General features: G+C 57.4%; 15 protein-coding genes. 6 read left to right on the top strand and 9 right to left on the bottom strand.

Annotated elements, in window-relative coordinates; genetic code table 11:
* The 5 genes from KW846_RS21415 (at position 1) to KW846_RS21395 (ending at position 5,959) form a co-directional block, all read left to right on the top strand.
* Positions 1-828 (top strand): ABC transporter permease, encoded by an 828-nt coding sequence (locus tag KW846_RS21415; RefSeq protein WP_218485013.1) that lies wholly within the window; start codon positions 1-3, stop codon positions 826-828.
* 2 nt (positions 829-830) lie between these two features.
* On the top strand, positions 831-2,477 hold the full coding sequence (locus KW846_RS21410; protein ID WP_218485011.1) for an ABC transporter ATP-binding protein: 1,647 nt from the start codon (positions 831-833) through the stop codon (positions 2,475-2,477).
* Between the two features lie 9 nt (positions 2,478-2,486).
* Positions 2,487-3,197, top strand: coding sequence for an NAD(P)H-dependent oxidoreductase (locus KW846_RS21405; RefSeq protein ID WP_218485009.1), 711 nt, complete (start codon positions 2,487-2,489; stop codon positions 3,195-3,197).
* 346 nt (positions 3,198-3,543) lie between these two features.
* Positions 3,544-3,999, top strand: a complete 456-nt coding sequence (locus KW846_RS21400) for a YMGG-like glycine zipper-containing protein (RefSeq protein WP_218485008.1) — start codon at positions 3,544-3,546, stop codon at positions 3,997-3,999.
* A 343-nt stretch (positions 4,000-4,342) separates the two neighbouring features.
* Complete coding sequence (locus KW846_RS21395) at positions 4,343-5,959, top strand: mechanosensitive ion channel family protein (protein WP_218485006.1); 1,617 nt, start codon at positions 4,343-4,345, stop codon at positions 5,957-5,959.
* A gap of 82 nt (positions 5,960-6,041) precedes the next feature.
* On the opposite strand, the gene KW846_RS21390 is transcribed toward KW846_RS21395, so the two are convergent.
* The 9 genes from KW846_RS21390 to KW846_RS21350 form a co-directional block, all read right to left on the bottom strand.
* Positions 6,042-6,542: an outer membrane beta-barrel protein gene (locus KW846_RS21390; RefSeq protein ID WP_218485004.1), complete on the bottom strand. Its 501-nt coding sequence runs from the start codon at positions 6,540-6,542 to the stop codon at positions 6,042-6,044.
* Positions 6,543-6,612: 70 nt separating this feature from the next.
* A complete protein-coding gene (locus KW846_RS21385) occupies positions 6,613-8,208 on the bottom strand; it encodes an EAL domain-containing protein (protein ID WP_218485002.1) in 1,596 nt (531 codons plus the stop codon).
* 234 nt (positions 8,209-8,442) lie between these two features.
* Entirely contained in the window at positions 8,443-9,465 is a 1,023-nt protein-coding gene (locus KW846_RS21380) for a helix-turn-helix domain-containing protein (protein ID WP_218485001.1), read from the bottom strand.
* 105 nt (positions 9,466-9,570) lie between these two features.
* On the bottom strand, positions 9,571-9,903 hold the full coding sequence (locus KW846_RS21375) for a hypothetical protein (RefSeq protein WP_218484998.1): 333 nt from the start codon (positions 9,901-9,903) through the stop codon (positions 9,571-9,573).
* Between the two features lie 176 nt (positions 9,904-10,079).
* Positions 10,080-10,379, bottom strand: coding sequence for a hypothetical protein (locus tag KW846_RS21370; RefSeq protein WP_371321768.1), 300 nt, complete (start codon positions 10,377-10,379; stop codon positions 10,080-10,082).
* A 172-nt stretch (positions 10,380-10,551) separates the two neighbouring features.
* A complete protein-coding gene (locus tag KW846_RS21365) occupies positions 10,552-11,034 on the bottom strand; it encodes a hypothetical protein (RefSeq protein WP_218484996.1) in 483 nt (160 codons plus the stop codon).
* Positions 11,031-11,852, bottom strand: a complete 822-nt coding sequence (locus KW846_RS21360) for a winged helix-turn-helix domain-containing protein (RefSeq protein ID WP_218484994.1) — start codon at positions 11,850-11,852, stop codon at positions 11,031-11,033. The genes KW846_RS21365 and KW846_RS21360 overlap by 4 nt, the downstream gene beginning before the upstream one ends.
* Positions 11,853-12,663: 811 nt before the next feature.
* Positions 12,664-13,125, bottom strand: coding sequence for a hypothetical protein (locus KW846_RS21355; RefSeq protein ID WP_218484992.1), 462 nt, complete (start codon positions 13,123-13,125; stop codon positions 12,664-12,666).
* 104 nt (positions 13,126-13,229) lie between these two features.
* Complete coding sequence (locus tag KW846_RS21350; RefSeq protein WP_218484990.1) at positions 13,230-13,910, bottom strand: DUF3313 domain-containing protein; 681 nt, start codon at positions 13,908-13,910, stop codon at positions 13,230-13,232.
* 225 nt (positions 13,911-14,135) lie between these two features.
* On the opposite strand from KW846_RS21350, the gene KW846_RS21345 reads away from it, so the two are divergent.
* Entirely contained in the window at positions 14,136-14,957 is an 822-nt protein-coding gene (locus tag KW846_RS21345) for a transporter (RefSeq protein ID WP_218484987.1), read from the top strand.
* The last annotated feature ends 25 nt before the right edge of the window (positions 14,958-14,982 follow it).

Below are 14,982 nucleotides of genomic sequence, written 5' to 3'. Positions count from 1 at the left end.
ATGAGCCTGTTTAAACACCTGTGGCGGGCGCCCCTGAGCGCCCAGTTCGGTTTGTTGATGATCCTGCTTTACGTGCTGGTGGCGGTGTTTGCGCCGGTACTGGCGCCGTTCGGCGAAACCCAGGTAGTAGGCGGGGGCTTTGAGCCGTGGGGCGGGCAGTTCCTGTTGGGCACCGACAACCTGGGGCGCGACATGTTCAGCCGCCTGGTCTATGGCGCGCGCAATACCCTGGGCATTGCCTTCCTCACCACGGTGCTGGCGTTTTTGCTCGGTGGGTCCTGCGGCTTGATCGCGGCGATCAAGGGCGGCTGGGTCGATCAGGGATTGTCGCGGGTGGTGGACATCCTGATGGCCATTCCGCAACTGATCTTCGCCTTGCTGATCCTCAGCGTCGTCGGCACCACGGCGACGTCGCTGGTGTTGGTGATTGCGCTGCTGGATGCGACCCGGGTGTTTCGCCTGTCGCGTGCGGTGGCCATGAACGTGGTGGTGCAGGACTTCGTTGAAGCTGCGCGCCTGCGTGGTGAGGGCCTGTGCTGGCTGGTGACCCGCGAAGTGTTGCCCAACGCCGCCGCGCCGCTGATTGCCGAGTTCGGCCTGCGCTTCTGCTTTGTATTCCTGTTCATCAGTGCGCTGTCGTTCCTCGGCCTGGGCATTCAACCGCCCACTGCCGACTGGGGCAGCATGGTGCGCGACAACGCCGTGCTCATCACCTTCGGCGACATCAGTCCGTTGCTGCCCGCCCTGGCCGTGGCCTTGATCACGGTGAGCGTCAACTTCGTCGTCGACTGGATGCTGCACAAATCCAGCGGCCTCAAGGAGTGCTGAACATGACGACTGCAAATCCTTTGCTGGAAATCCGCGACCTGCACATCGAAGGCCATTACGAAGACGCCTGGCATCCGCTGATCAAGGGCATCGACCTGACCCTGCAACGGGGCGAAGTGCTGGGGCTGATCGGTGAGTCCGGCGCGGGCAAGTCGACCCTCGGCCTGTCGGCCATGGGCTACACCCGCGACGGTTGCCGGATCACCGGCGGCTCGGTGCACTTCGACGGCATCGACCTGCTCAAGGCCAAGCCTGAAGCCCTGCGCAAACTGCGGGGGCTGCGCATTGCCTATGTGGCACAGAGTGCGGCGGCTTCGTTCAACCCGGCCCATCGACTGATCGACCAGCACGTCGAAACCGCGGTGAAAAACGGCGGCATGAGTCGCGAGCAGGCCAAGCGCGACGCAGTGGAACTGTATCGGGTGCTGCGCCTGCCCAACCCCGAAACCATCGGCCAGCGCTATCCGCATCAGGTCTCCGGCGGCCAGTTGCAGCGGGTCATGACCGCGATGGCCATGGCTTGTCACCCGGACCTGATCATCTTCGACGAACCGACCACGGCGCTGGACGTCACCACCCAGATCGAAGTCCTTGCCGCCATTCGCGACGCCGTGGCGACCTATGGCAGCGCGGCGATCTACATCAGCCACGACCTGGCGGTGGTTGCGCAGATGGCCGACCGCATCATGGTGCTGCGCCACGGCAAACTGGTGGAAGAGGCCGAGACCCGCAAGATGCTCGGTGACCCGCAGGAGGACTACACCAAGTCACTGTGGGCGGTGCGCAGTTTCCGCACTGAGCCCAAGGCAAGTCCGCAACAGGAACAACCGCTGCTGGAACTGCGCAACAGCTGCGCCAGTTATGGCCGGCAACCGGTGCTGCACGACGTTTCCCTGAAGCTCTACCGTGGTCAGACCCTGGCGGTGATCGGCGAATCCGGTAGCGGCAAGAGCTCCACGGCGCGGCTGATCACCGGTTTGCTGCCGCCGACTTACGGCCAGGTGCTGTACGACGGCGAACCCTTGCCTGCGGACTTTCGCCAGCGCAGCAAGGAGCAACTGCGGCGCATCCAGATGATCTACCAGATCCCCGACACAGCGCTGAACCCGCGTCAGCGCATCGTCGATATCATCGGTCGGCCATTGACGTTTTATCTGGGCCTCAAGGGCAAGGCCATGCGCGCCCGGGTCGCTGAACTGCTGGAGATGATCGAGCTCGACCCGGCGACCTTCATGGAGCGCCAACCCCGGGAACTGTCGGGCGGGCAGAAACAACGCATCTGCATCGCCAGGGCCCTGGCGGCCGATCCGCAACTGATCATCTGCGACGAAGTGACCTCGGCCCTGGACCAACTGGTCGCCGAAGGCGTACTGAAATTGCTTAACCGCATCCAGCAACAACTGGATGTCGCCTATCTGTTCATCACCCATGACGTCGCCACTGTTCGGGCGATTGCCGATGAGGTATTGGTGATGCAACGGGGCAGGGTGGTGGACCACGGCTCGCGCAGCCAGATCTTCACCCCGCCGCATCAGGACTACACCGGGCTGCTGTTTTCTTCCGAACCGCAAATGGACCCCGACTGGCTCGACCGCTTGCTGGCCACACGCGCTTGCACACCTTCAACCGATACGCTGGAACAAGTCTAAGGAACCACCATGAAAGTACTGATCGTCCACGCTCACCCGGAGCCGCAATCCTTCACCGCCGCCCTGCGTGACCAGGCCGTCGCCACGCTCGAAGCCCAGAACCACGAAGTGCAGGTCAGTGACCTGTACAAAATGAACTGGAACCCGGTGGCCAGCGACGCCGACTTCTCGAATCGGGAAAACCCCGAGTACCTGGTCTATGCCCTGGAACAACGCCTGGGCGTGAAGAGCCAGTCGCTGGCGCCGGACATCCAGGCCGAGCTGGACAAACTGCTGTGGGCCGACCTGCTGATCCTCAACTTCCCGATCTTCTGGTTCTCCACCCCGGCCATGCTCAAGGGCTGGATCGACCGGGTGCTGGTGTCGGGCATCTGCTACGGCGGCAAGCGCTTCTACGATCAGGGTGGATTGGCCGGCAAGAAAGCGCTGGTGACCGTGACCCTGGGTGGCCGCGAGCACATGTTCGGTGAGGGCGCGATCCACGGTCCGTTGGAGGACATGCTGCGGCCGATCCTGCGCGGTACGCTGGCTTATGTCGGCTTCGATGTGCTGGAGCCCTTCGTGGCCTGGCATGTGCCGTACATCAGCGAAGAGGCGCGCCAGCAATTTCTGGTTGATTACGGCCAGCGTTTGCAGCACTTGAGCGACGACCAACCACTGGTATTTCCGAAGCTGTCACAGTTCGATGACAAACTCTATCCGCTGACCACCAAGGCCTGATCAACACCGCTAACCCTGTGGGAGCGGGCTTGCTCGCGAATACGATGGCACAGTCAACATTGAAGTCGGCTGACCCACCGCCTTCGCGAGCAGACTCGCTCCCACAGTTTCATCTTCAGTGCATTCGAATCCCCCGCGCCATTGTTCTGAATACACGTCATACCTTGCTTTCGGCCTCATGCCCCTTCGGGGGATTGGCGCCTGATAAAAATGATGATGCCGGCGCGTTGGGTCGACGACCGGCTGGTGATGGAGATCGAGCCCACCGCCGGTCAGTAATCGGGTGGCTGATGGGGGCTGATCTAAACTCCTGTTGGGGGTGAACCAGGTTCATCCGGAGGTCATCATGAAAAAATTGTCACCCATCAGCCTATGTCTCGCCTTGTCGGTTTTGAGCGCCCCGGGATGGGCGCAATCGGTGGTGCCGATGAAAGGGCAAAATTCGCAACAAACCCAGGCCGACATCAACGAATGCAACAGCATTGCCGCCAGCCAAAGCACCTCGACGGCTTCCACGCCTTCCGGCGGGCGGGTCAAGGGCGCTGCTGCCGGGGCTGCCGCTGGCGCGGTTGGGGCCCAGGTGCGCGGCAATCAACATGACGAGGTTTATGATCGTGTCGACGATGACAGGAAACAGGACTATCGCCAGAACCGCGCCAAGGAAACAGCGGCGGCCGGCGCCGTAGTCGGTGCGTCACGTCAGCGCCAGGAACGCCGGGAGCAATCGAAAACCACACAGGCGAACACCGCGTCGGCTTACACCAGCTGTTTGCAGGGCAAGGGGTATCAGGTGAACCCTTGATCAGATACTGAACACACCGTAACTGTAGGAGCGAGCCCGCTCGCGATGGTCGCCAACGATAACGCTGGCTGGCAGGTGCCCCGCGGTGTTTTCCGGTTTATCGCGAGCAGGCTCGCTCCTACAGAGGGCAATGGTCGCCGGCGAAAACACAAACCCTGTAGGAGCGAGCTCGCTCGCGATGGTCGTCAACGATAACGCGGGCTGGCAGGTGCCCCGCGGTGTTCTCTGGTTTTTCGCGAGCAGGCTCGCTCCTACAGAAGCACCCATCTGACAACCGTTCATCGGTGAACTACGCTGCGGTATGTACACTCGACCAGAAATTTGTGAAGTAGGGATCTGACAGATGCGGAGCAGGCTGCTCGTTGTATTGTTCACTGTTTTCGGGTTGTTCTGGTCGTTGCAGCTGTGGGCCGAGGATTCACCAAAGGTGGCCGATGCGCCTGCTGAACTGAAAGTGGCCAACCGCAGTGTCGTGGTGTTTCGCGCGACTCTCCTCGGTGAAGCCCCGGCCTCGCGGGTCAAACGGGCGAAAGCGGTGATCGGAGAGGCGCTGGACGAGGCCGACGACCTGAAGGTTACCCTCGACCCGATCATGACAAGCTACATGGTGCTGCTCGGTTCTCGCCGCGCTTTCATCGTTACGCCCAACGATTTCGATGCCACCGAATTCGACTCGGTGCGGCAAGCCGCCGAAGCCGCCGCTGAACGCCTGCGTCAGGTGGTGGCCGAAACCCAGGAAGCTCGCAGCCTGCACTTGATACTCCGGTCGCTGGGCGCCGCGCTGCTCGCCACCGGTATCTATCTGGGCCTGCTCCTGGCCATGGTTTTTCTACGGCGCAAACTGCTGAAAAAACTGCCCGACCTGATGCATCGGCACACCCAGGCCCTGAAGGTCGGGCGGGTGCCGCTGATCGACGCCAACTTCCTCTATCCCTTGGTCAGCCGCGTGCTGGAAGTGCTGCGCTGGGTCATCGTGCTGTTGCTCACCTACGAATGGCTGGGTTTTGTCCTGTCGCGTTTTCCCTACACCCGGCCCTGGGGTGAAAGCCTTAACAACTATCTGCTGGAAGTCGCCGACTATTTGCTGCAAGGGATTCTCGGGGCTATCCCCGGACTCGGTGTGGCGCTGGCGATCTTCTTCATTGCGCGAGGCGTGACCGCCTTCTCTCGCCGGATACTGCGGCGCATGGCCACGCCCGGCACCTTCAACTGGCTGAACCACGAAACCCTGAAACCCACCCAGCGCCTGACGTCGCTGGCGATCTGGCTGTTTGCCCTGGCCATGGCTTATCCCTACTTGCCGGGTGCCGGTACCGATGCGTTCAAAGGCTTGTCGGTGCTGGTCGGCCTGATGATCTCGCTGGGTGCTTCCAGCGTCGTCGGGCAGGCGGCGGCCGGGTTGATCCTGACGTACACCCGAACCCTGCGCCCCGGTGAATTCGTGCGCATTGGCGAGCACGAAGGCACGGTCACTGAACTGGGCATGTTCACCACCAGCATTCGTACCGGCCTGGGCGAAGTGCTGACCTTGCCCAACTCGATGATCACAGGCACCGTCACCAAGAACTATTCACGGGTGGTACAGGGCCCCGGTTATGTGGTCGACACCGTAGTCACCATTGGTTATGACACCCCCTGGAGACAGGTCGAAGGGATGTTGCTGGAAGCCGCCAGACGCACGCCCGGCGTCCTCGAAACCCCACCGCCGCAGGTATTCCAGACGGCGTTGTCGGACTTCTACCCCGAGTACCGGTTGGTGGCCCAGGCCATCCCCAGCCAGCCACGGCCGCGAGCGGTGCTGCTGAGCATGCTGCACGCCAACATCCAGGATGTGTTCAACGAGTACGGCGTACAGATCATGTCGCCGCACTACCTGGGTGATCCGCAACAGGAGAAATGGGTGCCCAGGGACAAGTGGTACATGGCGCCGGCGCAAGAGTCGAAGGATACGTTGAAGTAATGGCAGGGGGGGGCAGGGCCAGGTCGGGCATTGCGGCAAGTGCGATGAGCGACCGAGGAACGGTCGCTCATTTGTATCGGTATTAAAAAAGCATGTAGGCGGATGCAGTCGTCTGATTCAGGTCGATCTCTCCGACCTCCAGCACTTCGTATTCAGCGCGCACACCGATGTTGCGAAAGACATCGAACTCCACGCCGACGCCGTAGGTCAGGTCAACTCCGGTATCGTCGTCGGTGGCATTGCCGTCGGCGTCCCAGGCGTGGGCACCGACACTACCGAACAACCGCACCCGATCACCCAGCGGAAAGCCGACATGGGCGGCAGCCTGAGCCGACTTGCCGTCGAAATCGATGTTCTTGTCCTTGAATTGACCGAGATCGACGTAGGCACCTTCGAAGGCCAGGTAGCTGTTGACGCGATAGCCGGCATAAACTTTGTAGCTGGTGTCCTCGTCGTCCAGCCGGGATTCTTCGGTCTGGATGCTGCTTACGCCAGCTCCAAGATACAAACCTTTGTCATCAGCGAGCGCCTGGAAAGACAGCAGCGATAGCAGTGAAGCGAAGCCAAGGTTTCGAAGTAGCATGTGTAGTGGAGTCCTTGTACAGGTTTGTCAGGTGTTAGGGTTCGGCGAGCATTTGAGGGGCCAAGAGGGGTTAATAGAAGTCATTGATTGATATTTTCGGGTCGTTAGGCGGGTTGTTTGCCGGGCATTGAAAGTAGCGTCTTGCCAACGCCTGGACAGGCAGCGCTTTGCAGAACAACCAGCCTTGTGCCAACAGGACACCCTCCGACACCAGATGCGGCAGTTGCTCCGCAGTCTCGACACCTTCGGCCACGACCTTGAGTCTTAGCGACCTGGCCAACTGGGCAATGTGTCGCCACAGGGCATCCTCGGCCGTGATCCTGTCACCGGCGATGAACGAGCGATCTATTTTCAGAATGTCGAAAGGCACTGAATCGAGGAGCGAGAGGTTGGAATAGCCGATTCCGAAGTCGTCCACGGCAATGCGATGGCCGCACGCCCGAAGCCGGCGCAACTGCATGGCGGCAGGCTTCTGGTCGAGCATGGTTCTTTCGGTGATTTCAAAGGCCATGGCTGACACAGGCATGTTGTAGGTTGCCAGTACGCTGGCCACATAGTCTGGAAAGTCCGGGTCCTGAATATCCTGGGCGGACAGATTGACCGTAATGTAGAAATCCTTGCACGCCCAAAGGTAAGTGCTGTAATCCTCCGCTACCTGTCGAATCACCGAACGCGTCAGTTCGCGGATCAGGTCAGACTTCTCCGCCTCGGCAATGAACACGTCCGCAGGCACAGGGGTGCCGTTGTCGCTCCAGTGAGACAGTGATTCGGCGCCAACCAGATAACCCGTCGTCAAATTGACGATGGGCTGATAGTGAACGCCCAGCCTGTTGGCTTTCAGGGCTTTGCGAAGTCGTACGGCGGTAGAGGTGCAATGCCGTTGGATACACCTTGCGAGCAACAGCAGCGCTGCGAACACGCACGCAAGGCCAATGAATAATTTGAATTTGAGACCTGTCAGGTAACTCGACGGAAGCGAAATGACCGAGATGAGTTCGTTTCGGTTGCCTGCAAAGGCGATGAGGACCTTGTCTGCCGAGGCAACCAGTTCTTCAAGGTGGAACGGCTTCAGCATCTGCAGGGGCTTGAGGCCGGTTGAGGCAATGGGTACTGCGCCGCCGGGGCCGATGAGGTCCAGTTGCAGGTCCTCGGGAAACTTCAAGTTGTCGAGCAGGATCTTCTTGTTTGCCCAGACGTAGGTCGACTGTTCCGACACGATGATAAAGTCGGTGTCCGCAGAAACGACGTGGCCGGAATCAACCCAATAGGTTCGCTTGCCAACGGAGAATTTGCGCTTCTCATTACCGGCCAGTATCGACGGGAGTTCTTGTCCATAGGAAGAGCAGATCTTGCCATTGGGCAACTGGATTGCCGCTTGATCAACAAATCGCAGGTCTTTAACCAGGTCAGCCAGTTGTGAATACTGCTCGACGGAGCATTCCTGACCTGAGCGATCAAGATCGCCGAGGGCTTCCAGTACCTTGTCGATCTGCGCATTGGGCTCCACTTGAGCCGCACGCAGGTCGGCATAAACGTTACTCAACTTCCGTGCAATGACTGACTCCGCCAAACCTGCGGCGCAGAACCATGCGGCCCAGCCCGCTGCAGCAATCAGACATACAGTGATTGCGTGCCTTACAGATAACGCTTTATATACGGCAATCATCGAAAACCCCGAGGTATCATTATTTCACTGTGCACCTTGCAGTCGCGAGTTAAACCTCTTCAGTACCAGTCAATGACCCAGGCCAATAAGATGCCGCTGACATAGACGGTCATGCACAGCATGATTTTCTGCTTGAGTGGCAGCGTGTTTATTCGATGAAGCATGCTTATCTCCTTGAGTGGGAAAACATGCAATTGTCGGCATCCATCATTAATCAACGGAAATTATTAATCCTCATTTTCCGGGGTTTGATGGACACGTGCCAACGACCTGGTTGTAAAGGGATGAGGTGATGTTCCTGGGCCTGTCTGAGTTGCGTCTGGCCGTTTCTGACGGTGTCTCTCCGTAAGCAGTCTGATAGGCTTTGGAGAATCGGCCCAGATGATGAAAGTTCCAGTACATCGCGGTTTCCGTCACGGTGGGCCATGTTTTATTGATCAGGTCGCGGCGGGCACTGGCGAGTCTCAAGTTTCTGATATAGGCGATTGGCGACATCCCGAATGTCTCGATAAAGCCAAAATGCAGGGTGCGGGTGGTCGTCTCGAGTTGCCTTACGAGTGACTTGATGGTGAGCGTTTTCTTGATATTGTCATGAATGTACTCGATGGCTTCTATCGCCACCTTGCGTCTGGTCGGGACTTTACGGCTGAAGCCACCAGCGGGGGTCAATGATTGCAATACAGACGCAAGTACTGCAGTTTCAATCGTTGAGCGTTCTGCTTCAGCGTACTGTGGCGAGGCAGCGTCATTGATGTCGACACAGCAAGCACTGATGGCTTGAATGGCAGACTGTATGAATTGAAAGTTATCAACCTGGTAGCTGTGTTTTGTTCTGTTCGCCAGTATGTCTTTGACAGGGTGAAGTTGGCGGCACCGGGCATAGTGCTCCAGTGTTGTGGTGATGGTGAACAGTGTCTCATTCGGTTCGCAGGTGTAATGCACCGATTCGTCGCTGTGCAATACGATGATTTCGTCAGGCCGCAGTTTTTGATTGTTCACGACGGGACGGCCAATCGGGGCCTGCGAAATGGCGAATGTGACGAATCCGGCGGGGACAGAACTGACCAGGGTGACGGATGAGTCGAACTCGAGGCGACTGCACTGCAGTTCAGGACTGTGAAAGAGCCTGTGTTGCCGGATGCGCGCCTCGTGCTCGGTCGGGATAAGGCTCATTTCCCAGTTGCCTATGGTTCTGTTCAGTTGGCTTGGCAGGGCAGAAGACAAATGAAAGACTTCATCGGGAGGTGCGATACTCATGAAATTGAAAGCTCACCTGTTAAATGATTAGGATCAGGCAATGACTGTCCGTGCGGCGATGACGGTCACATGCCGGATGAAGGTATAGGCGCGTTGGGAGGATTGTCAGAGCCCCCGGATTATTTCCAGTTCCGCTGAAAACGCGTAATTGCTGTGCGATTCCGAGTCGTCCAGCTGTTGTACGTTGCGCGAGTCAACCATCGGACTGAAGATTTTCGACTGGGGTTTCATCGGGTCAATGGCTGCCGCTGTAAAGGAATAAAAGTCGTCAACACGGTAACCCGTTTTTACCTGATAGCCAGTTTTCACAGAATCCGCAGCCTTCTTGTTGGTTTCGACACTCGTCAATTTTGTACTGTAGATGCCCTTGTCGTCGGCCATGGCCTTGAGGGAAAGCAATAAACCAAACGACACGGTGACGAAGTTTTTCAGTAGCATCGAGGCGATTTCCTTATTTACAGTTTAATCAGGCAGAACCCAGTGTCAGCTGTATCTCTGCCACGACGTGGTCTGTAAATAATCCCACCCCGACTGCGCCTTCCAAAGTCAATAACTCATATTTTCAGGTTGTCAGAAGAGGCAATTGCCGCTTGTGACGGAGAATGCCGCGCTGTTCAAAGTAATATGAGCGAGGTGGCGTAACTCATTCCGGTATCGCTTTGTGGCGGTGTAGGGAGGGCGGAATCAGTGTCCTGCTCGTCCGTATGATACTCATTCTCACTATGAATTTTCAGATGCGATAATTTCTGAGTGTCATCCGGGTTTGTTTGAATTTCATAATATTCAATGGTCGTGCTTTCGACGGCATGCTCGTCGTTCGCTAACGAACAAAAGGGCAGGGCAGACAGGAATAGAACCGCCAGGCATCCGAAGGGCGTCGATTTATTACTGCGCAGGAAATGTATTGTTTTCACTTGATTCCCCTGTGTAGGGCATTGTCCCGGACGAGAATCAAGCAGGCTCGATTCCAGAGATTATTGGCGGGGGATTTTTTTTCCGGGACGCCATCTGATTCAAGTCAATAACTGTTATTTTTATTTGAAGTGATCTTTGACAGGAGCCTGTGCCAGTCTGGTGCTGAGTCAATTAATGGTTCATGCAGCGCAAACGGCCAAGGTCATGTATGTAAAAGCACACGGCGTTTTTATTCTGTGTGGGGATCAATTCGTAGTTCAGGATGGCACCTTCTTGCAAGACGTATTGGCGTCTGAAGAACAGGTCAGGGGTCTTTTCAATGGCAAAAAGTTCATTGTCCTGGCTGAGTTTGACGTTACTGATTTTTATCTGAACCTGCGATTTGCTTTCTCTGATTATATTTGCCGATATTGTTGCATTGCGGATTTTTCCATTCAGGCTTTCCAGCGTGGTCCCGGTGAGTCGACCATGCCCGATAGTGAGATACTCTTCGGTGTTGAGTTGATTTAGATCTTCCAGCCATTGCCGGGCCTTGGTTTGATAGCTGGTATTTTCCATGTAGTGCGAAGGAGAATAAAAAAAGGAAAAAATGCACAGTGCATTGATCAAGGCGATAACCGGCCAGTGAATCGCTTGCGGAATTTCAAACTTCATAAGGTAACTTCCAAGCATTGACGAATCATCATGGCGAGGTCTTTTTCGGCGCTGTTTAATTGTAGATTTGCAGTGCTTAGATCCGGGCGAATGCACGAAACGGAATAGTTGGTTTTATACAGGTTGATCCAGACTTGCCCCTTCAGGTTGGGTGGAAGCTGTTCTGATTGCTTGGCCGACAGCTCCAGCAACGCTTGTGCCTCGGCAAGATCATTGCCTACGGCGTGGATGATCAGTCCATTCTTGTCGACGCTGGATATTTCAATTTTTGGCGCTTCGAAGTCGAACTGAAAGACAGTCAAGGCCACGACTGCCAGGGTAACGATATAAGCGATCAGTTGGGCCTTGGTAATACCGGTGGATTTTTCGGTTTTGCTCGAGGACGCCAGCGACTCATCGCGATCCGGTGGCGGTCGTTGTCCAGGCGTGGCTGCCGGTGGCTGCACAGCTTCTTCTGAGGGTGCCGGGACGTCGGCTGCTGCATCGACGACAAAGTGCCGGTTGAAGCAATATCCCCGGCGAGGAACAGTCATCAGGATCTCGTGATCGCGACTGTCATTCAAAATGTTTCGTAGTGAGAAAACGGTTTGATTCAGACTGCCGGAAGCAACCACGCGGTCATTCCAGGTGTAGTCGATGATTTCATCGCGGCTTTTAGTGACACCTGGCTCCATCAGCAGCAGGTCCAATAGACGCGATTCGGCTCTGCCTAGCGTGGAATTCTGTACATCTCCATGGGGTGTTGTAAGGGTGAGCATGGCGCTGTCCGGGTCGAATATCGCCACGGCGCCATTTTTCAACTTGAAGGTGTAGCTCATAGAAATCTTCCGATCAGGCGTGCTGGCCTGAGTATAGGGGCCGGATTTGGCTCGGTACATTCGGGACTGGGAGATGAAATGGATGAGGACCAGGCGCAAGGCGCGCTGTGGTGCCTTTACGATGCGGGACCGGCTCGGTTCAGGAGCGCGGGGTGCGGTAAACAGCCCTGCCTGTCAGCGGTATCAGTTGAACCAAACAAAGGAAAAGCATTGTTGGATGACCCATGGTTTTTGATTTTGACAGCATGAATGATGCTTTGAATGGATGTTCTGCGCTATCCGAAAACTGCAAGCTCGCGCGGGTGGGTTTGCGCGGCGACTGGGTCTAAGCGGATTGCCTGCGCAGTCCAGACAAGGTATTCGTTGCTCCCGGACAGGTCGAGAGTTTTCACAATACAAGTCAATGATTGTTGTTTGTGCGCCCGTTCAACGGCAGATTATTTTTGATTCCAATTAGCTTTGAACCAGACTCGCTAGCGCTTTTAATGGATCTCGAGGAGCGTTGACACGCATCGCGTTCAGGCTTTGCCTGACGCGGCGCAAACGATCCTCACCTCTCGTTCGACGGCTTTTGCCCCGCGCCCTTCATGGAGGACGCGGGGTTTTTTTTGTTCGGGAAATTGCAGGAGCTGGCTTGCCAGCGATGGTCGTTAACGATAACGCGTGCGAACTGGATCAACGCGGCGCACTGGAGTCCATCGCCAGCAAGCTGGCTCCTACAGTTTTAGCGTGGGCGCGGTCCCTTGTGGGAGCTGGCTTGCCTGCGATGGTCGTTAACGATGACGCGTGTGCACTGGATTAACGCCGCCGATCAAGGCAAGACATCGTAGCCGCGCTGCTGCAGGCAGCTGCTATAGACGGAGTTATTGGCAGTGACGCTTTGCTCGCTCGCCGCATTATTCTGCCGGCGCGCCTGGCGTTGCCTGGAAGCACCCACCACGGCGCCGGCCGCCGCGGCACTGCGCGCCTGGTTCTGGCGATAGTCTTGCCGGGTGTCGTCGTCGATCTGGTCATAGACGTTTTCATGTTGGCGGCCCCGAACCTCAGCCGCGGTCGCCCCGGCTACGGCGGCGGTTGCGGCGCCCTTTGCCCGACCACCGGTCGGCACGGTGCTTTGTACCGGATGTTGTGCGTTGGCCTGGGATTGGCAGGCACTGGTGTCCTGTTGGATGGCCTGGGAAGTCTGACCTTTGAGGGGGATCACCGTCACTGCCAGGGCGCTGGTGCTCGGCAACAGCATGAGCACCGCCAGGGTATGGGCCAGTATTTTCATGATGGGGTCTCACGTCAGGCGTCGGCACGGCTGACGGTTTTGTTAGAGAACAAGCGCGGTTCAAACCCCATGCCAGCCTGTGTGCGATGGGGCTTATCCGGGCATCAGTGCTTGAGGAGCAGGGCCTGCATATCGTCTGTCATACCTTTGAGCGCGACCTTGAAGTCACTGGCAAGCACCGGCTGTTGGGCATTGTCGAGTGTCGCGCCAAACACCTTGCGAACCATCTTCGCGACCGGCAAACCGGTCTTGGCATCGATCAGGTTGGCTTCGATGTACATCTCGGCAGTCTGATCCCGATGCCCGGTGGCTGCTTGTGTTGCCCCGACAATGGCCCCAATCGGAACAGCCTCATACCAGTGCATGCCTTCGTTGTTGGCGCTGACATGAGTGATCGCCGCTTGCAGGATCAGCGATCGCGAATCGGTCGGTGCCAGTTGCGGATAAGGGACTATCGCATAGCGGCGGGAAAAGGCTTGCTTGACGCTGTTGCTGGCCATCAATTGCAGGTCTTGCAGGGTCTTCAGGCTGACGCGCGCGGTCGGCTTCGGCGCCGGATACAGCTCCATCTGCCTGAACACCACAGTGGAGTAGGCGCGAGGATCGAACCCCGGCGATACCCAGCGCAGGACCTTCTGTTCACTCGGCGTAGTTTGCTCCTCCAGGCCCTGGTAATTGCCCAGAAAGCCCGAGTATTGCTCCTGTTGCGCCACTTTCGAGACACAGCCGACCTGAAATACACAGCTCAAAGCAATACCCGCAATCCATTTATTCGACATGCCCATGTGTTCGGTTCTCACGTGATGAAAGTTGTCATTCGGGTACAGGTGTTTGCACGCCGGTCAATGCGGGCCGAATGCTGCCTGCAGCAGCGGGATAATTCGAATCAAAAACTCTCAAAAACCGTTAAACACACGGCCAGCGAGGGGCCGGGCCGGGTTGCACATCGATCAGAGTTGCCTACGCTAACCCTTTGCAACGCCGGTTTTTGACAACGACAGGTGAGTGAGATGGATTTGAAAGAAGGGTGGATGGGTAGCGCGTCGACACTCGTCGTTGCATTGGGCTGCATCCCGATGGCTCAGGCTGAGGATGCGGCAGAGTTGGCGAAAAAAGCCCTCAACCCGGTCGCCGCGATGTACAGCCTGCCGGTGCAGTACAACTGGGACCAGAAAATGGGGCCGACCGGGGAGGGCATGCACAGCGTGACCAATATCCAGCCCGTGCTGCCGTTCGCCCTGAACGAGGACTGGAATCTCATCTCTCGCACCATTCTGCCGATCATCGACCAGCACGGCCTGGCCCCCAATGGCGCGGCGGATAAATCCGGCACCGGCGATATCACCCAGAGTTTTTTCTTCTCGCCGACCAAGCCGACGGCAAGTGGCTGGATACTCGGTGCCGGCCCGGCGTTGCTGATACCGACCGGCAGTGACGAGTTGCTCGGCAGCGAGCAATGGGGCCTGGGCCCGACAGGGGTGGCGTTGAAACAGTCCAATGGCTGGACCCGCGGCATTCTGGCCAACCATATCTGGGGCCTGGACGACAGCCCGCCGGACAACAAGGAAAAGGTCAACCAGACTTTCCTGCAACCCTTCCTCTCGTACACCACCCATACGCTCACGACCTACGGGGTCAACACCGAGTCGACCTACAACTGGCAATCGCGGGAATGGTCGGTACCGGTCAACCTCACGGTCACCCAATTGTTGAAGATCGGCGGTCAACCGCTGACGGTGCAGGCCGGCCCGCGCTACTGGCTCGACAGCCCCGAAGACGGCCCGCAAGGCTGGGGCTTTCGCGCCGCCGTGACGCTCCTGTTTCCACGCTGATACGCCGTTTCGGACGGCTGGAGGA

Origin of the sequence: Pseudomonas sp. PDM32, from assembly GCF_019219225.1 — a bacterium.
Lineage (GTDB): Bacteria > Pseudomonadota > Gammaproteobacteria > Pseudomonadales > Pseudomonadaceae > Aquipseudomonas > Aquipseudomonas laurylsulfatiphila.
The sequence above is the reverse complement of the archived record's forward strand: the minus strand, read 5'-3'. Positions and strand labels throughout refer to the sequence as shown.

Coding starts and splice junctions, on each gene's coding strand:
- KW846_RS21415 (WP_218485013.1), top strand. CDS start 1: ATGAGCCTGTTTAAACACCTGTGGCGGGCGCCCCTGAGCGCCCAGTTC.
- KW846_RS21410 (WP_218485011.1), top strand. CDS start 831: ATGACGACTGCAAATCCTTTGCTGGAAATCCGCGACCTGCACATCGAA.
- KW846_RS21405 (WP_218485009.1), top strand. CDS start 2,487: ATGAAAGTACTGATCGTCCACGCTCACCCGGAGCCGCAATCCTTCACC.
- KW846_RS21400 (WP_218485008.1), top strand. CDS start 3,544: ATGAAAAAATTGTCACCCATCAGCCTATGTCTCGCCTTGTCGGTTTTG.
- KW846_RS21395 (WP_218485006.1), top strand. CDS start 4,343: ATGCGGAGCAGGCTGCTCGTTGTATTGTTCACTGTTTTCGGGTTGTTC.
- KW846_RS21390 (WP_218485004.1), bottom strand. CDS start 6,542: ATGCTACTTCGAAACCTTGGCTTCGCTTCACTGCTATCGCTGCTGTCT.
- KW846_RS21385 (WP_218485002.1), bottom strand. CDS start 8,208: ATGATTGCCGTATATAAAGCGTTATCTGTAAGGCACGCAATCACTGTA.
- KW846_RS21380 (WP_218485001.1), bottom strand. CDS start 9,465: ATGAGTATCGCACCTCCCGATGAAGTCTTTCATTTGTCTTCTGCCCTG.
- KW846_RS21375 (WP_218484998.1), bottom strand. CDS start 9,903: ATGCTACTGAAAAACTTCGTCACCGTGTCGTTTGGTTTATTGCTTTCC.
- KW846_RS21365 (WP_218484996.1), bottom strand. CDS start 11,034: ATGAAGTTTGAAATTCCGCAAGCGATTCACTGGCCGGTTATCGCCTTG.
- KW846_RS21360 (WP_218484994.1), bottom strand. CDS start 11,852: ATGAGCTACACCTTCAAGTTGAAAAATGGCGCCGTGGCGATATTCGAC.
- KW846_RS21355 (WP_218484992.1), bottom strand. CDS start 13,125: ATGAAAATACTGGCCCATACCCTGGCGGTGCTCATGCTGTTGCCGAGC.
- KW846_RS21350 (WP_218484990.1), bottom strand. CDS start 13,910: ATGGGCATGTCGAATAAATGGATTGCGGGTATTGCTTTGAGCTGTGTA.
- KW846_RS21345 (WP_218484987.1), top strand. CDS start 14,136: ATGGATTTGAAAGAAGGGTGGATGGGTAGCGCGTCGACACTCGTCGTT.